Raw genomic sequence first — 26,177 nt, 5'->3', positions numbered from 1 at the left:
TGCGATCCAGGTCGGTGGCGATCAACGCCTGTCTGAGCCGCCGACCGCGACCGAGCGGCCAGCCGTGCTCGCGTAGATCGCCGTCGTCGCGTGTGTCCGCCATTTACCGCACTTCCTTGATCAGTCCCATACACGAGTAGGCGAGATCGGGCACGACCTCAACCGGGACGCCGCGCGCCCGCGCCAGCAGCCGGATGTGGGCGTGCTCGGGCGCGTCGGCCGCGCGAACCAGCACGCGCCACGGCACCCGGCGCAACAGCACCCTTGTCGTCTCCCCCACACCGGGTTTCACGAAATTCACGGTGCCGATGCCGTACTCGGCGCGCACCTTCTCCACCGAAGCCCACCCCGACCAGTTCGGGGTGCGGTCGGCGGCAAGGAGCGCGGCCAGTTCGGCGGGCACCCGCGCGCGCACGGCATCGAATTCCGCGGCGACGGTGTCGAGCATCCGCACCGAGACATCGTCGGCGGCGAGTTCCCGGTAGAACTTCGCGCCGTGGAAATCACCGGGACCGATCAAGGTGTCGTTCAGGACCGTGCGCGAGATCAGACCCGACACCGTCGAATTGAGGCAGGCAGAGGCGATGAGGAAATCGTCGCGGGTGCCGAAGGTGCGCACGCAGTGTCCCGGATCGGCGAGCACGGCCAGTTCGGGATCGAATCGCGCGCCGCCCGCCGCGTGGTAGACGTCCAACGCCTCCGCGAGCTCGCGAGTGATCGCGCCCTTGCCGGTCCAGCCGTCCACGAACACGATGGACGCCGGATCATGATTGCGCGCAAGGTAATCCAAGGCCACGGCATCGATACCGCGATCGCGCACGATCGACACCGCGTAGTGCGGAACCGTGAGAGCTGGTCTCCCGAACCCCGACTCGAGCCAGCGTTTCATCAGAATGCCGACCGGCGTCCCCGCCCTGGCCAGCGAAACCAACACGATATCGTCGCCGCGTTCGGCGACCACCAGTTCCGCCACCGTCGCGACCGCCAGCGCCAACCGCCGCGCGCTCTCGGCCAGCACCTGCTCGAACAGGTCACGATAGGCCTCGCCCGGCTGGTACTCGATCGGCAACGACTCCGCGTAATGCGCGTCGCCCGCCTGGATGCGGCGTTCCCGCTCGGCCACGTCTGCCTCCAGATCTACCTCGGATAGATCCTTCAGCAGCCACGAAACCTCCCGCGCCGCATACGATCCGAAAGACGGACCGTGCAGCGGCGCGGGAAGTTCGAGCGCCGTGTTCGAAACATTCGTCAACTGGACTCCACCGGGCTCCAACGTGCTGAAACCCCGGCATCGTCGACGGGTACGAGAACTGTGCCGCCGCGTTCGGCGTGCAGGACACGGGGATCGGCCCCCGACAACACCGCCGTCAGCACATCGGCGCCGGACGCGGTGAGCACATCGATGAGCCCACCTTCGGCGACGAGTTCGGCGGTATCGGCGGGCGCGTCGAGGACGACGACCAGGATCGGGTCGGCGGCCTCGCCATCCGGCCAGCGCGCGTTGTAGAGATAGCGCGGCGCCGACTGGCCGGATTCCGGTGCGGTGAAACGGAATCCGCGGCGCAGCGGATATCCCGGCTCGTCCAACACATAGGCCGGCGAGCGGGTGGTGGTCTGGAACAGCGTGGGTATTCCGTAATCGGACAGCGCGTTCGCCAGACGCAGCGGGAGATACATCAACTCCTCATGGCCGATCACGATCACCGGACGCCCCGGCGCCGACACCGCGAGCCGCGCGTGCAGTTCATCGGCCGCGAAGACGATCGCGGTGTCGAACGCGGCGGCGTCGGAGGCGAGGATGCCGTGCCGCCCGCCCTCCGGAACCGCGACCGGCCACGGCAACTTCGCACGCGCGTGCGTTCCGCGCCGATCCGCGACCGGATTCAACGCCGGTTCCGGCAGGGCGAGCACCGACTCCACGATGCCGTCCGGCAGACCCGTGCGGCCCGAGGCAAGGCACACCGTGTCGATGCGCACACCGAGATCCGCGGCGGCCGCGTCGAATCGGATCCGGTCGTCCTCTTCGCGCATGTCCACCAGGGAAGCCAGCACGTAACGCGGGCGCGGCGCGAAGGCGTGCAGTGCGCGGATCGCGTCGAGTGCCGTCGCGCCGGTGGAGATCTCGTCGTCCACCAGCACCAGAGGCAGATCGTTGAGATAGATGTCGGCGGGCGCGGGCTGCAACAGGTGGGTGGTCGCGTGCGAATGCCCCTCCTCGAACCTGGTGAGGGTTTCGGCATCCGGCACATCGCGGCGCGTGGAATGCAGGTAGCAGCGGGCGCCGATCCGCGCGGCGACGGTGTGGCCGAGGCCGGTCGCGGTCTCGGCGAACCCGAGTACCACCGCGCCGGTTCCGAAACCGCCCGACGCCGATACCTCCAACGCGCGGTCGCCGAGCGCGGCGCGCACCAGGTCGCCGAGTCGCTCGCCCGCGCCGAGCACCGCCCTCGGATCGGTGGGCAGATGCTTGCCGAGCACCGTCGACACCAGCAGGTGCGCGCGCTTCGGATTCCGTCGCAGCCCCGGCTGGATCAGCCGATCGATGGGTAACTCGACCGAATCGCCGTGCGATCGCAGGTGATGCAGTTCGATACCGAGCGCCCGTGTCGCCCAAGGCCGCTCATCGAGGCTCATACCTGCACCGACGCCGTCAACAAATCCACGAAGGACACTCCTTTGTTGGCCACACCGAACACGCGGGCGCGCAGCAGTGTCTGCCTTGCCCAGCTGCGATGCGGCCGCATCTCGTTCATCTTGTTGCGATATCCCGACGCCGCGACACCGCCCACATCGACCTGCAGGATGTCGAGCGCGTCGGAGTATTCCTCGTGCGACACCACCGACAGCGCGTGCACCGCGGCGACGTGCGAGGGGTGGATCACCGTTTTGCCCTGGATGCCGTTGGCGCGGTCCAGGGTGATCTCGCGCAGTAAACCGTCGAGGTCGCGGGACACCAGGTACTGCCGGAACGGCACGGCGTCGGATTCCTCGAACGGCGCGGTGCGCAGTAAGGGACGGAACATGCGTTCGTGGTCGGCGAAGTACTCCCACACCGGTCCGGTGATCACGAATCCGCTGCCGTCCGCGCGACCGAGGTAGTTGACGATGTCGGCGATGACGTCGGCTACCACCCGCACGTCGTAGATCGTGAGGTCGCGGTCGCGGCGGATGCCGAAGGTCGAACACATGTCGGTCGCGCCGACCCGCACCGCGAGCACCCGCTCCCGGTGTTCGGCGAGCATGTCCGCGATCCGGCTCAATTCGTGGTCGCGGGTCTGGCGGTGCACCAGGGTCGCCGATTCCAGCACCGGCATCCCGTACAGCGGCCGGTCGAGTTTCTCGGCCGCGGACTCGAGCGCGTCCAGGTATTTCTGTCCCGAGATGCTGTCGAATTTCGGGAACACGAAGCCGAGCAGCGCGGCCGCGCCAGGGCCGAGTGCGTCGACGATCGCGCCGACGGTGTCGGCGTCCCTGACCCGGATGAACAGCAGAGGGTTCGGATCCGGGTCGGTGGCGAGCACGTCCAATGTGTGCACCGCTCGCAGTTTCGCCATCTCGACCTCGTGGTCGGCGACGGCGTCCTCGAGGTCGATCACCATCGAGCACACGCCGCGTTCGGCGCGTCTGCGTATGGTGTCGGCGAGATCCGCCCTGGTAGCGGGCGCGTACAAAGTGGCGCCGAGCGCGTAGGCAAGTACTTCTCTCTCGGTGTACGCACCGAATTCTTCCGGCTGCCGAAAGAACAGGTCCCGTGCGTCGGGACCTTGCAGCTGCCGGAAATGGCGAAGCGGCACTCGCTTCCGCAGGGATATCTCCTGCCGGATGGCGACGCCTGCGGTCATCTAAGGCCCATCCTCATTCTCGTCGTTGTCCTGCATGCTTTCTCATTCGATCCACCACACCGGCTATGAATTCGGTGACGGTATCCAGTTCGGCCACATAGGCCAGGTAGTCGGGATGTCTGCCCGTCAGTGCTTCCGAGATACGGTCGATACGGTCCACCTGTGCGTCGAGCACAGATCCCCATTCACCGACGAGGCCGCGGCTCACAGCGAGCATTTGCGCGTCCCGCAGGCGGAATCGTACGGCCTGCGCGGTGGCGCGCGGATCGGCACGGACCTCACGCAGCAGCGCCAGCCGTTTGGTGACGGCGTCGACCTGCTGTTCGGCCTCTGCCAGGTTGCCCCTGGCGGATGTGGTCAGTTCAAGCGCGGACTCCGGATTGTTCTCGGCCAATGCCGCACGCGCCCTGTCCAGGGCGTCGTTCGCGGCGTCGATGGCTCGCTGGCTTTCCCGCTCATTGTTAGCCAAGTCGGCCGAACTCGCAGCGTTGAACTCGCGCAGCAGGGTGGAATAGGCCGGAGCCAGCCCGTGCGCGCGGTTGCGCACCGCGGCCAATCTGGTGTTCACCGAGGCCACGGCGGTTTTCGCGGCGCCGAGCCGAGAGGGGGCCTGTGCCAAGGCGTCGGCCAGTTCCCGCGCCAGCGCCTCCAACCGGTTCGCGGCCTGGCGCACCGCCCCGAGCGCGCCACGCGCACCCGCCGCCTCCTGCGCGCTCGCCGCCTCCAGTGTGAGCAGAGCCTCATCCACTTGCGCCGCGCGCCGCAGCACCGACGGATAGGTCGCGAATTCCGATTCCGCCGCGTCGCGCCGCACCCGCGCGGCGTTCACCTTCACCTGCTGGACCAGCTGCGGCACCGAGCCGCGCACCCCGACCGCTTCTTCGAGACGCGCCTGATCACGGCGGTAGAACTCGTCCACCGCCCGCGCCGCGTCACCGAGCTGTCCGATCACCGCCGCCACGCGCTCGCGCCCGCCCGGTAGCGGGGTGTTGTCCCGTTCGGCGGTCTCCATCTCCTCCGACAGCGCGAGATAGATGCCCGCCGCCTCGTAACAGCGGGTGCGCACCGGTTCCCAACGCGCGCCGAATCCCCGTTCCGGATACAACTCGTCGGAGGCGAACACCGCGGTCTCGGCCGCACTCTGTCGCCGATCCATGTCGAGGAACGCGTCCGCGAGCCGCGACCTGGTCTGCTGAATCCATTCGCTGTCCCGTGATGACCGGAACCAGCCACGCCTACGGCCTGCCACGCCCCGATGGTAGGTGCTGAACCTGACAGCGCAGTGCCGAAGTCCGGCTGCGGACCATAGGAGATGCACCCGTTCGCCGGGGGTTGACCCGGTTCCTACGCAAGTTCGCCGAAACCTACTACTGTCGTAACTCGTACCCGGCGATTCGGACATGCTGGGGCCACTAACGGACTAGGAAAGGGAATCCCGCATGGGTGTCAGTCTGTCCAAGGGCGGCAACGTATCGCTGAGCAAGGCGGCGCCGAACCTTACTGCTGTTGCCGTCGGGCTGGGGTGGGATGTTCGGACCACTACCGGTACCGACTTCGACCTCGACGCCAGCGCCATCGCGACCGGTGCGGACAAGAAGGTGGTCTCCGACCAGCACTTCGTGTTCTTCAACAACCTCAAGTCCCCGGAAGGCGCCATCGAGCACGCGGGCGACAACCGCACCGGCGAGGGCGAAGGCGACGACGAGGTGATCAACGTCGACCTGGCCAACACCCCGGCCACGATCGAGAGCATCTTCTTCCCGGTCTCGATCTACGACGCCGAAACCCGTCAGCAGTCCTTCGGCCAGGTCCGCAACGCCTACATCCGCGTCGTCGACCGCAGCAACAACAACGAGCTGGCCCGCTACGACCTCAGCGAGGACGCCTCGACCGAGACCGCGATGGTCTTCGGCGAGCTGTACCGCAACGGCGCCGAATGGAAGTTCCGCGCCATCGGCCAGGGCTACGCCTCCGGCCTGTCGGGCATCGCCCGCGACTACGGCGTGAACGTCTAAGTACGAAGCGTTTCGGTGCGGGAGGGGGCTCGGTGACGAGCCCCCTCCTCGCGCGTACAGATCACCGCGTCGGCGCAGGCAGGCGCAGCATTGGACATCCGGCGGTTCAACGGCCACGCTGGTTCTCGATTTCGCCGATTCAGTTTCCCAGTAACGAAAGGTCCCCGCGTGGTCCTGCGTATATTCGGCCTCTCCGGCGTCGTCACGGTCGTGTCGCTGGTTGTGGCGTTACTCTACGGTGGCCCGGAGGCTTTGATCCTCTGCGCCATCCTAGGCATCCTCGAGGTGTCGCTGTCCTTCGACAACGCTGTCATCAACGCTACCGTCCTGGAACGGATGAGCGAATTCTGGCAGAAGATCTTCCTCACCGTCGGCGTCCTCATCGCCGTATTCGGCATGCGCCTGGTGTTCCCGCTGGCGATCGTGTGGATCACCGCCGGGCTCAACCCCGCCGACGCGCTCGACCTGGCGCTCAACCCGCCGCCGGACGACGCGTCGCACTTCGCCGACGGCAGCCCCAGCTACGAGACGCTGCTCACCGACGCGCACCCGCAGATCGCGGCGTTCGGCGGCATGTTCCTCGCGTTGCTGTTCCTCAACTTCATCTTCGACGAGCGCGAGATCACCTGGCTGAGCTGGCTGGAGAAGCCGCTGGCCAAGGCGGGCAAGCTGGACATGCTCTCGGTCGTTGTCGCGGGCAGCGGCCTGGTGCTGATCGCGGAATTCGTCGCCGCCGACGACAAGCGGGCCACCGTGCTCGCGGCGGGCCTGCTCGGCATGATCACCTACATCGCGGTGGACGGGCTCGGCTCCATGTTCCACACCGAGGATCTCGAAGGCGGGCCGTCGGACCTGGTCAAGGCCACCGGTAAGGCAGGCTTCTTCCTGTTCCTGTACCTCGAGGTCCTCGACGCGTCGTTCTCGTTCGACGGCGTGATCGGCGCGTTCGCCATCACCTCCGACCCGATCATCATCGCGCTCGGCCTCGGCCTCATCGGCGCGATGTTCGTCCGGTCCATCACGGTGTACCTGGTTCGCCGCGGCACCCTCCAGGAATACGTGTACCTGGAGCACGGCGCGCACTGGGCGATCGGCGCGCTCGCGGTGATCCTGCTCGTGTCGATCGGTGTGCACATCAACGAGATCATCACCGGTCTCGTCGGTGTCGCGTTCATCGGCGCGGCCTTCGCCTCCAGCATCATCCGCAATCGCCGGGAAGGCGATTCGAAGGAGGTCGAGAACGAACCGGAAGTCACGCCGGTAGGCTGATCCGCGGTACGCGAACGAGGGTGGCAGCGGCCCCGTCTCCGGACGGTCCGCTGCCACTGTCGTTTTCGCACGAGATCTCACGACACCGTACGAGCACGAGGGGGGATCGCGCCGATGAGCCAGACCGGCGGCGTCAACCTGGCCACAGTGACCTTGTCGAAGGCCACGCCGAGTATCAACCTCACCAAACCCGGTGAGTCACAAGGCGTGATGCGGGTGAACCTGAACTGGTCGAGCGGCCGCCGCGGCTTCTTCCGGCGCGCCAGACCCATCGATCTCGACCTCGGCTGTCTCTACGAATTGGCCGACGGCGGCAAGGGCGTCGTGCAGGCCATCGGGAAGAACTTCGGCACTCTCGACGCCGCGCCCCACATCCGCCTCGACGGCGACGATCGCAGCGGCGCCGACAGCGCGGGCGAGACCATGCACATCGATCTCACCCGGCCCGAATTGTTCAAGCGGGTCCTGATTTTCGCGTTCATCTACGACGGCGTCCCGAACTGGGCGGCCGCCGACGGTGTGGTCACGCTGTTCCCAACGCAGGGGCCACGCGTCGAGGTCCGGTTGGATTCCCCGGTGAACGACGCGCGGTCGTGCGCGGTGGCGCTGCTGGAGAATCACGGGCACGGCATCACGGTGAATCGGGAAGTGAACTACATCAACGGGACCCAGCGCCATATCGATCAGGCGTACCGGTGGGGTATGGAGTGGCACAGCACCACCAAATAGGCGACGGCGCCACCGAATAAGCTCTGCCGCCGAATAATCGGGAGCTGTCACCGGACCGCGCCCGAATCCTGCTCGACGCGTGCGGATTCGGCCACGTCGACGGGATCGGACGCGGGTTCTGGGCGACGTCCCGCGAGCACGAGGCCGAGCAGTCCGACCGCCAAGCCCGCGACGGTCAGCGGGTGCAGCGGTTGGTCGACGACGAGCCAGGCCAGCAGCGCGGTGACGGCGGGCGTCGCGAAGAACAGCCTGCCGACCCGCGTCGCGTCCCAGCGCCGCAGCATCGCGTTGAGCAGCAGGAAGGCCGCGCCCGCGTTGATCAGCACCATCCAGGTCAGCGTCGCGGCGTAGCGGCCGGTGTCCCACACGTGCAATTGACCGGCGCCGCACGCGAGCAGTCCGGCCACGGGTGCGCTGACGACGACGTGAATGGCGGTCGCGGCGCGCGAATCGACCTCGGGCGCACAGCGTTTCTGATACACCGTGCCGAGGCTCAAGCCGAGTAGTCCGACGACGCACAGGATCACGCCGTACACCGCGAAGTCGGACCGGTCGAGTACGGCCAATGCCACACCGACACCGCCGATTCCGAATCCGAACCACTGCCGCGTCGTGACGGTCTCGCCGAGCAAGCCCGCGCACAGCGCGATCACGACCGGGTTGAGGCCCTGGACCAGGGCGATCACCGCGGCCGATACGTGGTGGCTCATGGCGGTGTAGAACGCGCCGAACTGGACGACCTGAACGAGCAGGCCCGCGACCGCGACGTGTCCGAGTTCCGCGCCGCGCGGCCACTCGGCGCGCACCGCCGCGGCGTACAGCACGAGCAGGACGCCCGCGATGGCGAAGCGGCCGAACAGCAGCGCCAGTGGCGGCGCCGCCCCGACTCCGATGGTGCCCGCGATGAAGGCGCTGCTCCACATGAGCACGAACAGCGGCTGTGCGGCGACGAGCAGGCGGTCGCGCATGATCCCTCCCGAAGTAACCGTTCAAGGTGGTTATCACCGTCGCACCGCCGGCAGTAACCTGTCAAGGCAGTTACGATGAGAGGTATGTTCCACTTCGTCAGCGGGAATCTCGCCCTCGACTTCGCGGGCACGGTGCGGTACAGGTCAACCGACTTCCAGGACGACATGACCACGGCCGACGATCTGGCGAACTGGCTGGTCGCCGCCGAACTGCTCGACACGGCGCCACCATGCGACCCGGCCACCTTCGAGCACGCCGTACTCCTGCGCGAAGCCGTCTACCGCATGGCGCTGGCCGCCGCCAACGGCGCACCCAACGCCACCGAGGACCGCGACCTCGTCAACGCCGCCGCCCGCGGCGAACTCCCCGAACTGACCCTGCGCGCCGACGACACCGCGAGTCGGTCGGGAACCGCGCGCGCCGCGCTCACCGCCGTCGCGCGCGCGGCCATCGAACTACTCGGCGGACCGGACCGTCGCCGCGTCAAGACCTGCGGACGCCCCGCATGCACCCGCCTCTACGTCGACACCTCCCGCGGCGGTTCCCGGCGCTGGTGCGATATGGCACGCTGCGGAAACCGGGCCAAGAGCGCGAACTTTCGCGCCAGACACGCGAACGACCAGTAGCGCGGGCCCGCGGGGTTCGGCGCGAATGAACAGCACGTACAGCACTACGAGCAGAATCGCGCGGCCCCACACTCCGAACTGCACGACGCTCTGCACCACCTCGACCGGCGCGCCCGAATTGATCGCGTGGAAATAGCGGAACACCCCGACCCCGACCGCGGCGTCGGCGAGCAGATACCCGGCGATCAGCGGCCACGGCACGGTGAGCAGCACCAGAAAAGGAATCAGCCACAGCGTGTACTGCGGCGAATGGACCTTGTGGAACAGCAGGAATCCGCACAACATCGCGCCGCTGACGCCCACCCACGGAAAGGCGCCCGTCGCCGAATAACGCCGCCACCCCAACCACATCGCCAGCGCGAACGACAGCAGTATCAGCGTGGGCGAGGCGAACGACACGACATCCTGGAATACGGCCTCGCCGTCGGACTCCGCGTCGAACATCTGCCGCAGACCCCAGTACCAGATGGAATTGGTGGTGATATCGGCCTGCCGCAACTGCTGGAATGTGATCGAGGCGCGCCACCCCTCGTAACCGGCCAGCGCGAACGGCAGATTCACCGCGACCACGGTCACCGCCGCCGCGACCGCCGTCAGCGCCGCGCCGCGCACATCGAGGCGGCGCGTTCCGTTCTCGGACGGTTCGGCGCTGGTCAGCACATAGGCCATCAGTGGCAGCACGAAGATTCCGGGATACAACTTCAGACAGAAACCAAGCCCGAGCAATATCGCGGCGACCACCGCCCTGGTCCGCACCGAATAGCGTGTCGCGAAAGCCATCACATAGACGGCGGCCACCGCCGCGCACACCACGGGCAGTTCCCAATTGTGAAAGGCGTAGAGCACCAACGGCGGACCCGCCGCCCACAACAATGCCGCCCGGCCCGCCATTCGATACAGCAACCAGGCGGTGAGCAGGGCGAAGGGTGCGAGCAGCAGAGCCGAGCGGGCCAGGAATTCGGCGTCGTCGTGCGCTCCGAGCGCGCCGAGCCACATGAGAACGCCACTGAGCACCGGATATTCGACCGCGCCGCCGGTCAGGGCGCCGTCCTCGGTGATACCGCCGTCGATATACGGGAACACGTGCCGATCGATATCGCGGCCGAGCCACAGCAACTGGATATCGGAATAGCAGACATCCGAATCCTTGATCATGTCGAAGACGACGCTGCGCCCGTTGTCCTCGAAGGGCGCGCCCGCGCATCTGGCCTTGTTCGCGTAGCCGAAGGCCAAGGTCAGCCCGCACAGCAGCAGCACCGCGACGGCGAAGGCCCGGCGGCGGGCCACCCGACCCGCGAACAGCGCGCTCGAAGCGGGGCCGATCGACATGGAATCCACCCTAGAGCAGGGCCGATTTCGAGGTAGACGGCCTGGTCATGTAGCCTATCCGGGTTGCTGACGCAACGACCCTCCTGCCACGGACCGTCCGTGGCCGTTTCCTAGTCCACAGGAGGTGATTGGTCCGTGCGTCATTATGAAGTGATGGTCATCCTCGACCCGAGCCTGGACGAGCGCACTGTTGGTCCGTCGCTGGACAACATGCTCAACGTCGTCAAGAGCGAAGGCGGCAAGGTCGACAAGGTCGACATCTGGGGCCGTCGCAGGCTCGCCTACGAGATCCGCAAGCAGGCCGAGGGCATCTACGCGGTGATCGATCTGACCGCGACCCCCGCCACGGTGAGCGAACTCGACCGCCAGCTCGGTCTGAACGAGTCGGTGCTGCGCACCAAGGTCCTGCGCCACGACAAGTAGTTCATTCCATACCTCGTACACGTCGGCGCCTGGCTCTAGGCTCGTGCCCGACAAGCGAGTGTAGGGCGGAACTGCACCCCGAGCAGGAGGAACCACATGGCAGCAGGCGATACCGTCATCACCGTCATCGGTAATCTGACGGCCGATCCCGAGCTTCGATTCACGCCGGCGGGCGCCGCGGTGGCGAACTTCACCGTCGCGTCGACTCCCCGTGTCTTCGACCGTAATACCAATGAATGGAAAGACGGCGAAGCGCTTTTCCTGCGCTGCAACATCTGGCGGGAAGCCGCGGAGAACGTCGCGGAAAGCCTCACCCGAGGCTCTCGCGTGATCGTGAGCGGCAGGCTCAAGCAGCGCTCCTACGAAACCCGCGAGGGTGAGAAGCGCACGGTCGTCGAGCTCGAGGTCGACGAGGTCGGGCCCTCGCTGCGTTACGCGACCGCCAAGGTCAACAAGGCCAATCGCGGCGGTGGCGGCGGTGGTGGATTCGGTTCCGGCGGTGGCGGCGGAAATTACGGCGGCGGCGGCGGTGGCGGCAACTACGGCGGCGGTGGTGGCGGCAATGCCAACGCCTCCTCCGGTGGCGGTGGCCGATCCGGCGACGACGATCCGTGGGGCAGTGCGCCTGCGGCAGGCTCCTCCTTCGGGGGCGGCGGCCGCGTAGACGACGAACCGCCGTTCTGAGAACGGCTCATATCGGTCCGCTCGCGGCGGACCAACACACGTAATGGAGTAACAGACCATGCCCAAGGCGCCCGCGCGCGAAAAGGTGCTGAAGAAGAAGGCGTGCTCTTTCTGCAAGGAGAGCAAGTCCGGCACCGTTTCGATCGACTACAAGGACACGACGCTGCTGCGCAAGTACGTCAGCGACCGGGGCAAGATCCGTGCCCGCCGTGTCACCGGCAACTGCGTGCAGCATCAGCGCGATGTCGCCGTTGCCGTCAAGAACTCTCGTGAGGTGGCCCTGCTGCCTTATGTGTCGACGGCTCGCTGAGAAAGGGAGACACGCACATGAAGCTCATTCTGACTGCTGATGTCGACAACCTCGGCGCGCCCGGCGACACCGTCGAGGTCAAGGACGGCTACGGCCGCAACTACCTGCTGCCGCGCGGGCTCGCGATCGTCGCGACCCGTGGCGCGCAGAAGCAGGTCGAGGGTATCCGCCGGGCGCAGGACGCGCGTCGGGTGCGCGACCTCGATCACGCCAACGAACTGAAGCAAGCCATCGAGGGCCTGGAAGCGGTCTCGCTGACCGTGAAGACCGCGGGCACCGGCAAGCTCTTCGGTTCGGTGACCCCGTCCGATGTGGCCGCCGCCATCAAGACCGCGGGCGGGCCGATCATCGACAAGCGCAGCATCGAGCTGCCGAAGTCGCACATCAAGAGCACCGGCAAGCACCGCATCGTGGTGCATCTGCATCCGGATGTGGCCGCAAAGTTCGACCTGCAGGTCGCGGCCAACAGCTGATTTCGGGCGCGGCCGCACGGTCGCGATCCCCTCGGTCGAAGACCACTCCCCGCCATCGGCGCCGGAGTGGTCTTCGGCTGTGCTCGGGTGTCACCGGCTGTGCCCGCGTATCACCGGAAATGTCAATAGCGGAATGTTTGCCAGAAGACCGTTCCCCATGCGGGAGGCGGTTCCCGTATGCCGTGGGACACAGACAGGCGAATTCGGCGGCCCTTCTACCACTGGTTATTCACCCTGTGGATGACCGATGAAACCAACCGATCGAAATGTGATCCAGGCCATACCCCGTCTACGTGCCGTTAACCCAACACGCCCGACTGTTCAACTCGACCGACACGCCGAGACTTCCTTAATCCACACGCGGATAGTTAGTCAAATCACTGCCTATCTGCGGGTTTGCCGCCACTGACCTGGTTTTTCCCCAAGTTGTCCACAGGGGGTGCACACGGTTGGGTAAACAGTCCCCAGGTTATCCACAGTTGTGTACACAGTCCCTCTTGGCGAGCCCGCATCTCGTCGCCTAAGTTCGTCGCATCCTCGTGAGCGAACACGGGGAACACGAAGCTCGAAGCGTCTCGTGGCGGTTTGCTGGATTCCGGTCGGGCGGCGAAGGAATGTGTCGGTGTCCGGAGGTAGAACTAGAACTCGTCTCGGGTGCCGAACCCGGTCGTTGGGCAGAGAGGACGGTCGAGTCTGGTGACAGCCACCGATGACCGCGGGCATACCGACTATCCGCCAGACCCGCCCGGTGAGGATTTCGGCCGCCAACCACCACATGACATGGCCGCCGAACAGTCGGTGCTCGGCGGCATGCTGCTGAGCAAGGACGCCATCGCCGATGTACTCGAGGTGCTCCGCCCCGGCGATTTCTACCGCCCCGCCCACCAGGCCGTCTACGACACCATCCTCGACCTGTACGGCCGCGGCGAACCCGCCGACCCCGTCACCGTCGCCGCCGGTCTCGACCGCCGCGGCGAACTCAAACGCATCGGCGGCGCCCCCTACCTGGTGACCCTCACCCAAACGGTCCCCACCGCCGCCAACGCGGGCTACTACGCCGAGATCGTCGCCGAGAAGGCGATCCTGCGCCGCCTGGTGGAAGCGGGCACCCGCATCGTGCAGTACGGCTACGCGGGCGCCGACGGCCAGGACATCGCCGAAGTAGTCGACCGCGCCCAAGCCGAGGTCTACGAGGTCACCGAACGCCGCACCACCGAAGACTTCCTCCCCTTGGAGGAACTCCTCCAACCCACCATGGACGAAATAGATTCCATCGCCTCCCGAGGCGGAATCTCCCTCGGCGTCCCCACCGGCTTCACCGAACTCGACGAACTCACCAACGGCCTTCATCCCGGCCAGATGATCATCGTCGCCGCCCGCCCTGGCGTCGGCAAGGCCCTCGCGCTCGACACCCCCCTGCCGACGCCGACCGGCTGGACCACCATGGGTGAAGTGCGCGTCGGCGACGAACTGTTCGACGCGCACGGCCTCCCCACCCGTGTCGTCGCGGCCACCGAGGTGATGCACGGGCGCCCCTGCTACGAGGTCGAATTCTCCGACGGCACCGTGATCGTCGCCGACGAGAACCACCGCTGGCTCACCGAGACCCGCGCCTCCCGGCGCTCGGCGCAGCAGGCCGCGACCGGCTACAACCGGTATCGCGATCAACGCACCTTCGCCGAAGTCCGCACCACGGCCGAAATCGCCCGCACCCTGCGCCGCGCAACTGCCGACCGCCGCCTCGAACACTCCGTGACGAACACCGAACCGCTGCGATTACCGACGGCCGACCTACTCGTACCGCCATACACCCTCGGCGCCTGGTTGGGCGAAGGCACCTCGACGGCCGCCCTCGACCCGGAGATCGGCGCACGAATCGAAGCCGAGGAGTCGGCCGCCGACGTAGGCAGTGTGCAAGCACGGTTGCGCACTATCGGGGTGTTGGAGAACAAGCACATTCCGGTGCGGTATCTGCGGGCCGATGAATCGCAGCGGCGCGCGCTGCTCGCCGGGCTTCTCGATACCGACGGCACAGTCACGCAGGGCGGTTCCGTGCGGTTCGCGGTGACCAACGAGCGGCTGGCCCAGGATGTGCGCGAGCTGATCGTCGGCCTCGGATATCGGTGCGGGGTTTCGCGGAAACGAGTTCCGGGTCGCACCGAGAAATCCTCGACCACCCACACACTTACTTTCGCGACCGAAGACGAGGTATTCGGTCTGTACCGCAAAGCGCTACTGCACAAGGAGCGCCGAGCGGATCGCGGCGACGCGCGCTCGCGTTTCATCGTGGATGTGCGACCGGTCGCGAGCGTGCCGGTGCGCTGCGTCGAGGTGGACAACCCCCGCCATCTCTACCTCGCGGGCAGATCCATGATCCCGACGCACAATTCCACGCTCGGCATGGACTTCATGCGGAGTGCTTCGGTGAAGCACGGGTTGGCGAGTGTGATCTTCTCGTTGGAGATGAGTCGGACCGAGATCGTGATGCGGTTGCTCTCGGCGGAGGCGAAGATCAAGCTCGGGGATATGCGGTCGGGCCGGATGAGTGACGACGACTGGACGAAGCTGGCGCGGCGGATGAGCGAGATCAGCGAAGCGCCGCTGTTCGTGGACGATTCGCCGAACCTCACCATGATGGAGATCCGTGCCAAGGCCCGCAGGCTCAAACAACGCCACGACCTCAAACTCGTCGTGGTCGACTACCTCCAGCTGATGACCTCGGGCAAGAAAGTCGAGTCCCGCCAACAGGAAGTCTCGGATTTCTCCCGGAACCTGAAACTTCTCGCCAAGGAATTAGAAGTCCCGGTAGTCGCGATAAGCCAGCTGAACCGCGGCCCCGAACAACGAACAGATAAACGTCCCATGGTCTCCGACCTGCGCGAATCCGGATCTTTGGAACAAGATGCGGACATGGTGATTCTTCTGCATCGCCCCGACGCATTCGAACGCGACGACCCTCGCGGCGGCGAAGCCGACCTCATCGTAGGCAAACACCGAAATGGCCCCACCGCAACAATAACCGTCGCCCATCAACTCCATCTTTCACGATTCGTGGATATGGCGCGCGGCTGATCGAGGAAGCAGCGGGTCGGCTGTGGCGGTGCCACATGAGCGGGCGATGTGACCGGGATCGCGGATGCGGCAGCCGAGGGTAGGTGATGTGTCACTGATCGCAGTCGAGTAACGCGCGGGTTCGCTACCACGACGTTCCTCGTGAACATGGCCCTCGGGGGGGCCTTGTCCATCCACGTATCGGTCTATGGATTGGGGATCTGGGCATGGCTTTCGGTGACTACTTGGCCGGCTCTCGGGCGTTCTTCGCTCGGCATCGGGTGGCTTCGGCGGTGGCTGCGCCTGCGGTGTTGGGGGTGGTGGCGGTGGTGGCTGCTTCGTTGGCGTTGACGGCGGGGCCGCGTACCGCGGATACGGTGCTCACGACTTCGGTGACGGAGTGCCGTGACATGGTGACGATCTCGGTCGCGGGGCGGGGGGACACGCCGGTGGAGGGGACGACCAGGATGCTGGTCGACGCGAACGGGAACGCGCTACCCGCGGCGATGGCGGGGGATCATCACAGCGAGTGGGTTGATCCGGTGGTGAACGCGCCCGCGGGGGAGGTCGGGCCGGATGCTTATGCCGCGGTCTATATCGCGTATCCGGCGAATATGGCGACCTACGAGGACGCGGTGAACACCGGGGTCGCGAATACCGAGCGGGTGATGCGGGAGATCGCGCAGGCTTGTCCGGATACCCGGTTCTCGATCGTCGGGTACAGCGAGGGCGCGGATGTGGTGCGTCGGGTCGCTATGAAGATCGGGAATCAGGAGGCCGGGGCGGACGGCAGATACGAGGTGGTCGACCCCGACGATGTGGTCGGTGTGGTCATTCTCGCCGACGCCGGTCGTTCGGCGGGTGACGGGCCGTTCATCGGCGCGGAGAACCCGTACGCCAGTCCCGACAATTTCGATCAGAAGTACCAGAGCGGTAAGAACACGGCCTCGGGTAAGGGCGCGCTGCCCGGTACCAGCGGTGATTTCGGCGCGCTGAACGGCAAGATCGCCTCGTTCTGCTCCGACGGCGACCTCACCTGCGCGGCCCCGGAGAACATTTCGCTGCTGCAACTGGTGGTGAATGTCGCGAGGCAGTTGAATGTCGACGCGCTGGAACGCGACGGGCTCACGCCCGCGACGGGCCAGGATGTGGCGGTCACGCTCGGCAAGATCGCCTTGACGGCGTTCGCCGATATCCAGTCGCAGGACAATTGGATGGCGAGCGACGAAACCTTCCTCGAGGTGCTGCTGCGGGTGTCGGACCCGAACTACAAGCCGGGTGCGCCGAAGCAGGAGGCGGCGAAGGCGGATTCGATCGCCAAGGACGACATGTCACCGCTGGCCTACCTGCCGCAGAAGGTGTTCAACGAGATCATCGGCCTGATCGTGACGAATCAGAACACGATTCCGGTGGTCATGAGCGATCCGTATCAGCTCACCCTCGGCCCGAATCACTCCGGACATCACTTCGACTACTGGGAAGACTCGGACCCCGCCAACGGCAAGCCGACGACGTCGGCTGAGTACGCGGCGGCCTGGCTGACCCATCTGGCCAAGCAGGCGCAGGCGGGCGAGCCGGTCGACAAGTCGGCCAAGCCGAATCAGACCGATATGGCGGCGGTGCAGCGCGCGGCCGTCGAGACCACCTCGAAGGCGCAGGCCACCACCACCGCGCCGACCACGACCACGACCACGTCCACCACGGCGCCGACCACGACAGCGCCCACCACCACGGCGCTCACCACGACCCAGGCGACATCGACCACGACCGCTCCGACGACAACCGAGCCGACCACTGCGCCGACCACCACCCCCGCACCGGTCACGCCGTCGCAGACCCAGACGACGAAACAGAGCGAGACGACGCCCCAGGCTCCGGCACGGAATTCGGTCGCCGACGCGGTTCCGGCTCCGCTGACCGCGGCGCCGCCGACCACGACGACAACCGCTCCGACGACAACCGAATCCAGCACGCAATCGACTACCCGATAGTCACGTGAACACCGCGCACCCGCTTCGAATCCCGAGGCGGGTGCGCTGTCATGTGCGGGAGAGACGCATAGTTGGACAAGGGGGTCGGGGAGAAAAGTCACGCTCAGCGTGTCACCGCAGATGCCGCACACTGTGCGGCAACTCGACAGCTGTGCTCGCGAAACTGACCCTGGCGCAAGTTCGACTCGGCATGCAACCCGCTGGTTCGGAGCATGACCGCGTCAATCCGCCGGGCGCCGCGGCGTGGGATATCGACAAGCAACACACCGTCGCGCTGGACGCCGCCTACCGGGAGGTCGCGGCCCGGTTGGACGCCGATGTCGAGCAGGTCATGCGTGCCGACAACGGTCTGGTTCAGTAGCCGGTATTTCCTGGTGATCGTTCTCGGTCGTGATTGGCTGGTGTGCAGTGGTTCCAGGTGCTGTCTGATTGGTTTTCAGGCTGGTTGTTTCTGTGTGGCTGGGTTCGGTAGGTCCAGGCTCCAAGTGGGGTATGCGCGTTCGGTGTTGGAGTTGCGGCGTGTTGCGGGCGAAGCCGGAAAGCCGGGGGCGAGCATCGGTTGGTTGGTGGGTGCGGAGTTGTGGTTGGGGGTGTCCCCTGTCGGGATGGCGGCGATTGGGGTAGAGGCATGTGGAGTCCAGTCGGCTGACCGGGTCTTGGCGGGGTCGGGGGTGGTCGGTGCCGCGCTTGTGGTTTTGTCCGACGACGGCGGTGTGGCGGTGGTTGTGTTCTTGTCCGAGTTCTGTGTACCGGTGGGGTGTTCGGTTGCGGGCTGCCCGCTGGTGGCGGGGTGGGCTGCGTGGTCGACGGCGGTGACGAGTTCGGTGACCGAGTCGGTGATCTTGGTGACGGCTTCGCCGCTGGTCTTGATCAGTTCGCTGGTGTCCTTGAGGAATTCGCCGCTGCTCTCGATCAGGTCGGGGATGTTGCCGGTGATGCTGCTGACCGCTTTGATTAGGTCACTGATGTCTCCGGGCCGCCACTCTCCGGGCTTGCCCTTGTCCATGCTCGGCGCCGCTGCGGCGTTCGAGTTCGGGGAGGTGCCGGTGTTGAGGGTGCCCGATCTCGGTGTAGCGCCCGGGTTGGTGGCGCCGGATTTGGGATCGGTCCGCGCCGCGCCGGCCGCGGCGGAATTCGCGGCACCGATGTGGGCACCTGTGGCGGTGCCCGTTTCGGCGGTCCGGGTCTGGTTCTGTGTGGCGGTGGAACTGCCCGATAGCGGTTTGCTGCTGGAGTCGGGGGTCTTCGCATCGGTCGCGGGAACAGCGGACGACGAGCCGGGTGAGGTCGCGGCGGGTGCGGTATCCCCTTGGACACCCCGGGTGCTCCCGAGTGCTCGAGATACCGGTGAGGCGGATTGCGGGGCGGGGCCGATCTGTGCGGCTCGGGTTGTGACGTCGGTGTTGGCTTGGTCGATCCTGGCCGCCGCTGTGGACTGGACACCCAGCATTTCGTTGAGTGCGGTTGCGACCGCGGTGCGGTGTGTGTGTGCAGTCGTTCGTTGTCGTGGCTGGATGCCGCGGTGACGGTCCAGTCCTCGGTGACGGTGAAACCCGCGATGGCGGCGTCGGTGACCTTGTCCAGCAACGCCTGGCGGTAGCCGGTCAGCAGGTCGGCGCCCTCGGTCAGCCTCTGCGCGAGCGTCTCGATCTCCTGGGATGCCTTCTTCGCCAGGTCGCGGTCCTCGGCGACACGGTCGTAGACGGCGTAGTAGGCCTCGCCCTGCCAGTAGGAGCTCGCGTCACGGATCCGGGTGGCGGCGTGTTCGACCAACGCCACGCACTCCTCGCCGCGCCGCCGCATCTGCTGACCGGCCTCGGCCATGAGCCACGGCTGCCAGGACCGGACCTGTGACAGCGTCGGCGAAGCCTGCGACCTCATAAGACACCACCGAGGGTGTCGAGCCTGTCGGCGAACCCGACGTCGGCGGCTTCCAGGGCCGAGGCACTGGCCTCGATGAGGGCGGTGATCGAAATCCAGCGCGCGGCCATCCGTGACCACGTGTCCGTCACAACAGAGTTCGCCTCGTCACCGACTCGCTTCAGCATCGAACCAGCGAACGCCGAATCGATCATCGACAGGTCGAGCTGCGCCCGGATGGTCTCGATCCCGACACCGACGTCGTTCATCGAGGCTGCCAACGCGCGAAGTTCCCCTGGAGCTGCCTGCACTTTCCGTCCCCTCTCACCTTTCGAGACGACAACAGGATCCATGAGGATCGAAATGGTCGGATGGAACCGAACCGACCACAGCGCCGTCGAAGGGTGGTGAGAGGTCCGGACTCGGACCGATCGCTACAGCGGAGCACACCGCCGACCTTGGGGGATTCATTGAGGAGATCTGTAGTTCTTGCTGCCCTGATGCTGGCCGCGGTGACCCCGGCGGTCGCCGTGGCGGCCGCCCACGCGGCGCCGACGGTGGACTGCCAGTACAGCGAACACATCGTCGGACACCCGAACATGCACTACATCTGCACCACCTACCACGACGACGGCACGGTGGAGGTCTTCTACGCACCGAGCCCCGCCAGCGAGCGCTGACCCTAGACGCCGCCAAGTGGCGAGGGGGAGTGCGACCTCGACAGACCCGGGGCGGTGAGGGACAACTCTCCGCCCAGGAGCTGCGCGAACAGCGCGGCCGAACAGTTTCAACAACTAACGATTGGAGCTCCACATGACTCTTCGCAAGCTGATCTCTGCCAGCGCGATACTACTAGCCGTCGGCGGTGCGGGCCTGACGACTTTCGGCGTCGCCGTCGCGCAGGCGAGTCCGGCGGTCCTCACGCAGCTGCCCTGCGTGGCAGTCGGTGTCGAGACCTACTCCGACGGCTCGGTCTGGGCCGTGGAGAACTGCGGCGGGCTCATCATCCGCACCCAGGTGGGCTAGTCTCGGCCTGATCACCCGATGAACAGCCTCCGCGTACCGACTCGTGCGCAACGCGGAGGCTGTTCGTCGGATCGACACCAGCTTTGTTCTCGTCCGCTATCGAAGGGCCGACCGGTGATTACCAAAATCCAAGTCATTGGCGAAGCGACCGATGAAGCGTCCATGAGTCGCTACACCCAGGTCGTCGACGATGCTCACAAACCCCCCACCCTGGGCAGCCTCCTCGCGAAGTACGGTGTGGAAGGCAGCGAGGACATGGAGATCGAACTCCTCGACGGCTTCCAGGTGAAACAGCGGTTCTCGCTGGTGCCGTTTGCTCACCTCGACCCGAGCACCTACATCAAGATCCAGTTCATCAGCGGCCCGATCGAGCGCGAGTTCCCCGATCTCAACCCCGGCGCCTTCCTGCTGAAGGAGTATCTGGTCGCCGGACCCGAAGACTGAACACCGGCCGCGACCGCGACCCGAGGACGACCGCGGCGGAAACCTCTCCCAGAGCACTCCTTCCTCGACCGGCGTCGCGGGGGAGATGATGGAAGCCGAACGCGCCGGGTGGGTGCGCGCGCAGTTGGCGCTCGACTGAAACCACTCCCCAGCGTGCGGCCCTCGTTATCGCAGCGGAAACGCGCCTGCGAGAGCCGGGTTCGTCATGTCGCGCTGCGCTCAGGTGATCGCCCGAGAGCCATCCGGCACGCTACGGAGGGGTCCCCCGGCGTGAGCACCGCCGAGCAAGAGACCTCCTCGCCATCCGATCGAGCGCACGCTTTCGAGGGGTCGGGACGGCGTCCTCGACGTGATTGAGCAGGCCGTCGAGCACGGCTCTGGTCTTCCCACCGAACCTGTGGCCGGCGCGTCGGGGCAAGGGCGGTCTCTGCGCATGTGGCGGTGGGTCGCTCACTGCGGCTCGTGGCTGGGGCGGGGTGGTCGGTCGTCGCCTGGATAGGTCCAGTCCTCGTATTCGGTGCCGCCGAGGTCGTCCCACATCCGACGGTTGGCCTCGGTTTTAGGCAGTGACGGCCGATCGCCCAGTTCGCGTTCACGACGCGCGTTGGCCTCGGCGAACATCTGTCGGGCGGCCTCCATCTCGGCGTCCGACATCCGTTTTTCCGGCGGCAGTTCCTCGCGTGATGTGAAAATCTTGCCGCCGATCTTTCTAGGCATGATCCGATCCTACGATTCTGTCATCTGGATGATGGTGCGACCGTCTGCGGTGACGAACCGGTCGACAACATTGAAGTTCGTTCCGCTCTTGAACAGCACTTCCGCCTCGGGGGCATATGCAGTGGGTACTTGACCGGAAATATCCTTTCCGGTTCTCGACATTATCTGAAATTCCACAGGTCCGGTGAACCCTGATCCGGTGCTGGCGCTTGTGAACGCGGGGTCTGATACATTTGTGCCTTTCTGGTATTGAGCTAGTACGTCGTCGGGAAGCGCTGTTCGCCGTACCACAAGTCCCTCGTGGTTGGGCAATTTATCCAGAGCCGAATTCAGCTCGTTTATACGACCCTGCTGTTCTTCGGTGATTCGCCCCTCCCGCATGGCATTGTTGAGACGAGACCCGTATGCGCTGTAATCCGCGAGTGCATTCTTGTCGGCCTCGGTGAGCGGTCGCGCGGCCGTAGGCGTCGGTGTCTTCGCACTGCCCCCCAGTTCCTCGAGGCGGCGCATTTCCTTGGCGTGGTTGGCCAGGGTGTTCGCCGAGGCCCGCGCGGTGTTCTTGGCGCGGCGCGCGGTACGCCAAGCCTCGATCGTGGCGCGGATGGGGCGCGCGTAGCGGGCCGCGATGGCGGCGGCCGCGGCGATGCCCGCCGCGATGGACACGCCGAAGGTGACCCAACTCGAGGCCACGGATACGGCCGCGTTGATGGCCAGTTCGGCCATGAGGGCATTGGCGATAGAGGTCAGGTGATCGACCAGCTGGGTTCGCAATCCGTCCAGGTCGGCACGGTGTTCGCGGGTGGAGGCGGCCAGTTCGAGCATGGCCGCCACGACGGCGGCGGCCGCGGCGGCGGCCGCGCGCAGATCCTCATCGATGAACGCGGATTCGGCGGCGGTCACGTCGTCGAACGCGCGCGCGGCGGCCTCGAGGGTGCCGACCAGGCCCGCGACGGCCCCGGCGGCAGCCATCCTTTCCCAGACCGCCGCCGCGTTGGACATCTTCGTGGCGTCGCCGTCGGGGATGGTGATACCGATCTTGTCGGCCAGTCCCAGTGCGTCACGGACCAGGCTGGATTGGTCTCCGGACAGGCCGTTGCCGGGTCCACCGGCGGCTGGGAGCGGAACGCGGCAGACGAACACCGGGATCTGCGGCGCGGCCGGTTTGGTGGGTTCGGGGCCGGGATCCAGATTCGCCGTGTGGTCGGCGAGCGCGTGTTGGTAGCCCGACTCCAGCAGGATCGTTCCGTAGTTGTGCACCGCGTTGGCGGTGCGGCTCACCAGGTCCAGGGTTTCCTGGGCCTGACGATCGTAGATATCGGCCCAGGTCTGAGCCTCGGCGTAGCTGCCCGCCATCTCGGCGGCCTTGGCCAGTTCCGGCCATTCGGCGTCGACGGCGGCGAAGAACGCGGCGGCGGCGTCGAACAGTCGCGTGGCGGTGTCGTAGTAGACAGCGGTGCTGACGTCGACAACCGTGCTCACCGGCGCCTACCCGCGTCCGAGTATGCGCAGGTTGGCGGCCCCGGCCTCGGTGTAGGCGATGTGCGCGGCGGCGGTGGCCGCGCGCATCTTCTCTATTGCTGTGGCCATTCGTTCCGCGCTGCGGGTCCACTGTTGCATCGCGGCGGCCTGGGCATCAGCGGCTTGGCCGTCCCATCGGTCCCGCACAGCGGTCATACGCTCTTGGATCTCGGTCAGCGACTGGGTGACGAAGGCGTATAGCTGCGCGGCTTGATCGGTGGCTTCGTCCAGCCGTGCCAGATCTACGCGGTAGCTGGTGTCTTCGGTCATCGCTGTTGTCTCCCCGAGGTCGTCGTGTGGTGAGTTGCCTGCCCGGACTTCCGGCGGGTCAAGGTAGGTCCAGCGAGCCGAACGTTCCGGCGCGCGAGTAGTCCACGGCTTGGGCGCGGTCGACCACCACCCCCATGGTCTCGGCCATGTCGGCCAAGGCGTCGAAGATCACGAAAGCCTCGGCGGCCACCGAATCCCATGCCCCGCCGTAGGCGGTGGCCGCCAGCCCCCGCCATGTCGACAGCAGGGAATCGACATCAGCCGTGGCCGAGCGCATTCCTGCCGTGAGAGCAGCGGCGGTCTCTTGCAGATATCGGCCGGCGTCTCGGACGTGGTCGGGCACCACAGCGAACGTGGCAGCGGTGTCGGCCATAGGGCCTCCTTTCGACGAAGTACACATTGGGGTACGGACGGTTTGACGTGCTAGCGACAGCCACGGTTCCATATGCGGCACAACCGGCGCACAGCCAGCCTGGCTAATTCACCGGGCGTGCACTCTGTTTCGACGACGCAGCCTCGTAGGCAATCTATTCGCAATCTATGTGGTCCGTAGTGGGACCTACGGTCTTGCTGCCCTGATGCTGGCCGCAGTGACCCCGGCGGTCGCCGTGGCGGCCGCCGACGCGGCGCCGGCCTCGACGGTGACGTGGATCGATTGCGAAAACGGTGGGGGCATAGTCATCCTGGAGCAGAACGGCCAGTACACCTGCATCCACGGCTTCTACGGCGACATGCTATCTGGCCGAGGAGCACCTGCTCGCCGCGGTGCTCGCGGATCCGCGATCGTTCCTCGCGCGGGTGTGGCCGGCGGGGAAGTCGTTGACCATCGAGCAGCTGCGCCAAGCCGTGCTCGACAACCTGCCCCCGTGCAGGCGGCGACGATCGGCACCGACAAGCCGGTCACAGTCACCACGGTGCGCACCGGGCCGGTCGCAGACGAACTCGCCCAGAAGCCCTGACCGCTCCCACCCGTGCCACCAGAACTGGTGGGACAACCAACTCCGGGGGTGCACGACAACAGTGCGCCTCCGGAGGAACAGCGCAGCGTGCTGACGGTCATGCCCTGGTCGGTCGACGTGCTCACCGAGTGGGCGAGCGAGATCTGGCTGTACTGCCGCCGCGAGAGCAGCGCGGCATTGTAGCCGTCCGAGTGGTCGGAGCGCATGAGCGAGACCCGGTCGACGGGCACCGACCGCGAGCGGATCCGGGATCAGCGAGTCGCTGAGGAGTCAGGTCTGCGCCGGCCAGGCAGAACCGCTTGATCCGCGTTGCAAACAATCCCGATTCAGCCCGCTTGGCGCGACTTTCCTCCCGGATGCGCCCCAACCCCTGACAACGGGTTCGGATCGTCACGTGATTCGAAGCTCACACCCGACCTCGCATGGTCCTGCGCAAGTCGGCGACCCATTCTCCCGGTATCTCCCACGGTATGAAGTGACCGCCGTGCTCGTGGGCGGTGAGTTCGACCAGGTTGTACCAACTTCCGCGTTCACTGTTGCGGAAGTGCTCGACGCGCTCGTCGGTGCGGACACCGGGCGGGTTCTCGTAGCCGACGAAGGTGAGACCGGTGGGCGCTTCGATGGGCGGTCGCCGGTCGTGCGCGGGGGTCCACGGGTAGCGATTGTTGTTGGCGTAGGTGCGGATCGAGGTGCCGATGCTGTTGGTGACCCAGTAGATCGTGGCGTGGGTGAGCAGTTCGTCGGGGGTGAACACGGTGTGGATGTCGCCGCCGCAGTCGCTCCAGGCGATCCAGCGTTGCAGCAGCCAGGCGAGCAGCCCGACCGGGGAGTCGGACAATCCGTAGGCCAGGGTGCTCGGTTCGAGGACGTGCGCGGCGAGGTGTACGGCGAAGCGGTGTTCGAGTTCGATCATCCTGGCGTGGGTAGCGGCGGGCAGACCGGGCGGCACGGGTTGTCCGCCGGTGACGTCCCAGGCGCGTTCACCTTCGAAGAGGGTGAGTTTCTGGCCGGAACCGATGTGGATCGCGTACAGCTCGTCGGGGTATTTGTGCCCGAGTTGACCGGTGACCATCGCTCCCACATCGCATCCGGCGGCCGCGTAGCGCTCGTATCCGAGGACTTCGCGCATGAGGATGTGCCACAGGTCGGCGACTTTCCAGAAGTTCATGTCCGGGCGTTCGGTCAGCGGGGTGGAGAAGCCGAAGCCGGGGAAGGACGGAACGATCACGTCGAAGGATTCGGCGGGGTCGCCGCCGTAGCGGGCGGGGTCGGCGAGCGGGTCGATGACCTTGGCCCAGTGCCAGAAGGTCCACGGCCAGCCGTGGGTGAGGATGAGCGGGGTCGGGTTCGGGCCCGCGCCGGGTCTGCGGAGGAAGTGGATGGGTGCGCCGTCGATCTCGACGAGATGGTTGTCGTAGGCATTGATGGCGGATTCGGCCGCGCGCCAGTCGAATTCGGTGCGCCAGTAGTCGGCGAGGGTGTGCAGGAGGACGCGGTCGACGCCGTAGTGTCCATCGCGATTGCCCGCGTCCTCGGGCCAGCGGGTGTCGGCGAGGCGGCGGCGCAGGTCGTCTAGCACGATGTCGGGTACGTGAATCGGGCGCTGCGGCAATGGTTGTGGGCCCACGGTCTGGATCTCCCTGCGGCACGAACGGGTAATATAAGAAGATTA

At 66.3% G+C, this 26,177-nt stretch carries 28 protein-coding genes and 1 pseudogene; 16 read left to right on the top strand and 13 right to left on the bottom strand.

The window, feature by feature from the left end; all coding sequences use genetic code 11:
- Positions 1-103: 103 nt before the first annotated feature.
- Genes IT779_RS20165 through IT779_RS20150 form a run of 4 tightly spaced genes read right to left on the bottom strand, consistent with a single transcriptional unit; the run spans position 104 to position 5,091 of the window.
- On the bottom strand, positions 104-1,252 hold the full coding sequence (locus IT779_RS20165; RefSeq protein WP_196150922.1) for a cysteine protease StiP family protein: 1,149 nt from the start codon (positions 1,250-1,252) through the stop codon (positions 104-106).
- A complete protein-coding gene (locus IT779_RS20160) occupies positions 1,249-2,634 on the bottom strand; it encodes a phosphoribosyltransferase family protein (protein ID WP_196150921.1) in 1,386 nt (461 codons plus the stop codon). The genes IT779_RS20165 and IT779_RS20160 overlap by 4 nt, the downstream gene beginning before the upstream one ends.
- Entirely contained in the window at positions 2,631-3,842 is a 1,212-nt protein-coding gene (locus IT779_RS20155) for an HpcH/HpaI aldolase/citrate lyase family protein (protein WP_196150920.1), read from the bottom strand. The genes IT779_RS20160 and IT779_RS20155 overlap by 4 nt, the downstream gene beginning before the upstream one ends.
- A 13-nt stretch (positions 3,843-3,855) precedes the next feature.
- On the bottom strand, positions 3,856-5,091 hold the full coding sequence (locus IT779_RS20150; protein WP_196150919.1) for a hypothetical protein: 1,236 nt from the start codon (positions 5,089-5,091) through the stop codon (positions 3,856-3,858).
- A gap of 190 nt (positions 5,092-5,281) precedes the next feature.
- On the opposite strand from IT779_RS20150, the gene IT779_RS20145 reads away from it, so the two are divergent.
- The 3 genes from IT779_RS20145 (at position 5,282) to IT779_RS20135 (ending at position 7,855) form a co-directional block, all read left to right on the top strand.
- Positions 5,282-5,857, top strand: coding sequence for a TerD family protein (locus IT779_RS20145; protein WP_196150918.1), 576 nt, complete (start codon positions 5,282-5,284; stop codon positions 5,855-5,857).
- A gap of 168 nt (positions 5,858-6,025) precedes the next feature.
- Positions 6,026-7,126: a DUF475 domain-containing protein gene (locus IT779_RS20140; RefSeq protein ID WP_196150917.1), complete on the top strand. Its 1,101-nt coding sequence runs from the start codon at positions 6,026-6,028 to the stop codon at positions 7,124-7,126.
- A gap of 114 nt (positions 7,127-7,240) precedes the next feature.
- Positions 7,241-7,855 (top strand): TerD family protein, encoded by a 615-nt coding sequence (locus IT779_RS20135; protein WP_196150916.1) that lies wholly within the window; start codon positions 7,241-7,243, stop codon positions 7,853-7,855.
- A gap of 47 nt (positions 7,856-7,902) precedes the next feature.
- On the opposite strand, the gene IT779_RS20130 is transcribed toward IT779_RS20135, so the two are convergent.
- Positions 7,903-8,823 carry a DMT family transporter gene (locus tag IT779_RS20130; RefSeq protein ID WP_196150915.1) on the bottom strand — a complete coding sequence of 307 codons (921 nt, stop codon included), beginning with the start codon at positions 8,821-8,823 and terminating at the stop codon, positions 7,903-7,905.
- Between the two features lie 75 nt (positions 8,824-8,898).
- Between IT779_RS20130 and IT779_RS20125 the strand changes: the two are divergent.
- Positions 8,899-9,375 (top strand): annotated as a pseudogene (locus IT779_RS20125) (CGNR zinc finger domain-containing protein); the annotation flags it as partial.
- Here IT779_RS20125 and IT779_RS20120 read toward each other — a convergent pair.
- Entirely contained in the window at positions 9,280-10,779 is a 1,500-nt protein-coding gene (locus tag IT779_RS20120; RefSeq protein ID WP_232541917.1) for a glycosyltransferase family 87 protein, read from the bottom strand. The pseudogene IT779_RS20125 and the gene IT779_RS20120 sit on opposite strands and share 96 nt — an antisense overlap.
- 135 nt (positions 10,780-10,914) lie before the next feature.
- On the opposite strand from IT779_RS20120, the gene rpsF reads away from it, so the two are divergent.
- The 7 genes from rpsF (at position 10,915) to IT779_RS20085 (ending at position 18,072) form a co-directional block, all read left to right on the top strand.
- Positions 10,915-11,202 carry a 30S ribosomal protein S6 gene (rpsF, locus tag IT779_RS20115; protein ID WP_196150913.1) on the top strand — a complete coding sequence of 96 codons (288 nt, stop codon included), beginning with the start codon at positions 10,915-10,917 and terminating at the stop codon, positions 11,200-11,202.
- Positions 11,203-11,298: 96 nt separating this feature from the next.
- A complete protein-coding gene (locus tag IT779_RS20110) occupies positions 11,299-11,886 on the top strand; it encodes a single-stranded DNA-binding protein (protein WP_196150912.1) in 588 nt (195 codons plus the stop codon).
- A gap of 58 nt (positions 11,887-11,944) precedes the next feature.
- On the top strand, positions 11,945-12,196 hold the full coding sequence (gene rpsR, locus IT779_RS20105; RefSeq protein ID WP_196150911.1) for a 30S ribosomal protein S18: 252 nt from the start codon (positions 11,945-11,947) through the stop codon (positions 12,194-12,196).
- A gap of 17 nt (positions 12,197-12,213) precedes the next feature.
- Positions 12,214-12,669, top strand: a complete 456-nt coding sequence (gene rplI / locus IT779_RS20100; RefSeq protein WP_196150910.1) for a 50S ribosomal protein L9 — start codon at positions 12,214-12,216, stop codon at positions 12,667-12,669.
- Positions 12,670-13,365: 696 nt separating this feature from the next.
- A complete protein-coding gene (dnaB, locus tag IT779_RS20095) occupies positions 13,366-15,741 on the top strand; it encodes a replicative DNA helicase (RefSeq protein WP_332838883.1) in 2,376 nt (791 codons plus the stop codon).
- Positions 15,742-15,947: 206 nt separating this feature from the next.
- A complete protein-coding gene (locus IT779_RS20090; protein ID WP_196150909.1) occupies positions 15,948-17,711 on the top strand; it encodes a cutinase family protein in 1,764 nt (587 codons plus the stop codon).
- Positions 17,712-17,862: 151 nt separating this feature from the next.
- A complete protein-coding gene (locus IT779_RS20085; RefSeq protein WP_196150908.1) occupies positions 17,863-18,072 on the top strand; it encodes a hypothetical protein in 210 nt (69 codons plus the stop codon).
- Positions 18,073-18,147: 75 nt separating this feature from the next.
- Here the strand turns inward: IT779_RS20085 and IT779_RS20080 are convergent, their stop codons facing one another.
- Together IT779_RS20080 and IT779_RS20075 are read right to left on the bottom strand one after the other, a co-directional pair.
- A complete protein-coding gene (locus tag IT779_RS20080) occupies positions 18,148-18,717 on the bottom strand; it encodes a hypothetical protein (protein WP_196150907.1) in 570 nt (189 codons plus the stop codon).
- A gap of 871 nt (positions 18,718-19,588) precedes the next feature.
- A complete protein-coding gene (locus tag IT779_RS20075) occupies positions 19,589-19,924 on the bottom strand; it encodes a hypothetical protein (protein ID WP_196150906.1) in 336 nt (111 codons plus the stop codon).
- A gap of 159 nt (positions 19,925-20,083) precedes the next feature.
- On the opposite strand from IT779_RS20075, the gene IT779_RS20070 reads away from it, so the two are divergent.
- The 3 genes from IT779_RS20070 to IT779_RS20060 all read left to right on the top strand — a co-directional run bounded on the left by IT779_RS20070 (position 20,084) and on the right by IT779_RS20060 (position 21,041).
- Positions 20,084-20,251 carry a hypothetical protein gene (locus IT779_RS20070; RefSeq protein WP_196150905.1) on the top strand — a complete coding sequence of 56 codons (168 nt, stop codon included), beginning with the start codon at positions 20,084-20,086 and terminating at the stop codon, positions 20,249-20,251.
- A 133-nt stretch (positions 20,252-20,384) separates the two neighbouring features.
- Positions 20,385-20,597: a hypothetical protein gene (locus IT779_RS20065; protein ID WP_196150904.1), complete on the top strand. Its 213-nt coding sequence runs from the start codon at positions 20,385-20,387 to the stop codon at positions 20,595-20,597.
- A gap of 114 nt (positions 20,598-20,711) precedes the next feature.
- Positions 20,712-21,041 carry a hypothetical protein gene (locus tag IT779_RS20060; protein ID WP_196150903.1) on the top strand — a complete coding sequence of 110 codons (330 nt, stop codon included), beginning with the start codon at positions 20,712-20,714 and terminating at the stop codon, positions 21,039-21,041.
- Positions 21,042-21,491: 450 nt separating this feature from the next.
- On the opposite strand, the gene IT779_RS20055 is transcribed toward IT779_RS20060, so the two are convergent.
- From IT779_RS20055 to IT779_RS20040, 4 genes are read right to left on the bottom strand one after another with little or no spacing between them, the layout of a single operon-like run.
- Positions 21,492-21,758 (bottom strand): hypothetical protein, encoded by a 267-nt coding sequence (locus IT779_RS20055; RefSeq protein ID WP_196150902.1) that lies wholly within the window; start codon positions 21,756-21,758, stop codon positions 21,492-21,494.
- Positions 21,759-21,767: 9 nt separating this feature from the next.
- Positions 21,768-23,237, bottom strand: a complete 1,470-nt coding sequence (locus IT779_RS20050; protein WP_196150901.1) for an ADP-ribosyltransferase — start codon at positions 23,235-23,237, stop codon at positions 21,768-21,770.
- A gap of 6 nt (positions 23,238-23,243) precedes the next feature.
- Positions 23,244-23,546, bottom strand: coding sequence for a WXG100 family type VII secretion target (locus IT779_RS20045; protein WP_196150900.1), 303 nt, complete (start codon positions 23,544-23,546; stop codon positions 23,244-23,246).
- A 58-nt stretch (positions 23,547-23,604) separates the two neighbouring features.
- Positions 23,605-23,919: a WXG100 family type VII secretion target gene (locus tag IT779_RS20040; RefSeq protein WP_196150899.1), complete on the bottom strand. Its 315-nt coding sequence runs from the start codon at positions 23,917-23,919 to the stop codon at positions 23,605-23,607.
- Positions 23,920-24,124: 205 nt separating this feature from the next.
- Between IT779_RS20040 and IT779_RS20035 the strand changes: the two genes are divergently transcribed.
- Together IT779_RS20035 and IT779_RS38540 are read left to right on the top strand one after the other, a co-directional pair.
- Positions 24,125-24,505, top strand: a complete 381-nt coding sequence (locus tag IT779_RS20035) for a hypothetical protein (protein WP_196150898.1) — start codon at positions 24,125-24,127, stop codon at positions 24,503-24,505.
- A gap of 48 nt (positions 24,506-24,553) precedes the next feature.
- Positions 24,554-24,688, top strand: coding sequence for a hypothetical protein (locus IT779_RS38540; RefSeq protein WP_269781617.1), 135 nt, complete (start codon positions 24,554-24,556; stop codon positions 24,686-24,688).
- 223 nt (positions 24,689-24,911) lie between these two features.
- Here IT779_RS38540 and IT779_RS20030 read toward each other — a convergent pair whose 3' ends face one another.
- On the bottom strand, positions 24,912-26,132 hold the full coding sequence (locus tag IT779_RS20030) for an epoxide hydrolase family protein (protein ID WP_196150897.1): 1,221 nt from the start codon (positions 26,130-26,132) through the stop codon (positions 24,912-24,914).
- Between the last annotated feature and the right edge of the window lie 45 nt (positions 26,133-26,177).

Source organism: Nocardia bovistercoris (assembly GCF_015674855.1).
In the GTDB taxonomy this organism is placed as follows: domain Bacteria; phylum Actinomycetota; class Actinomycetes; order Mycobacteriales; family Mycobacteriaceae; genus Nocardia; species Nocardia bovistercoris.
Note: the sequence above shows the minus strand (reverse complement) of the source record. Positions and strands in the feature narration are given on the sequence as shown.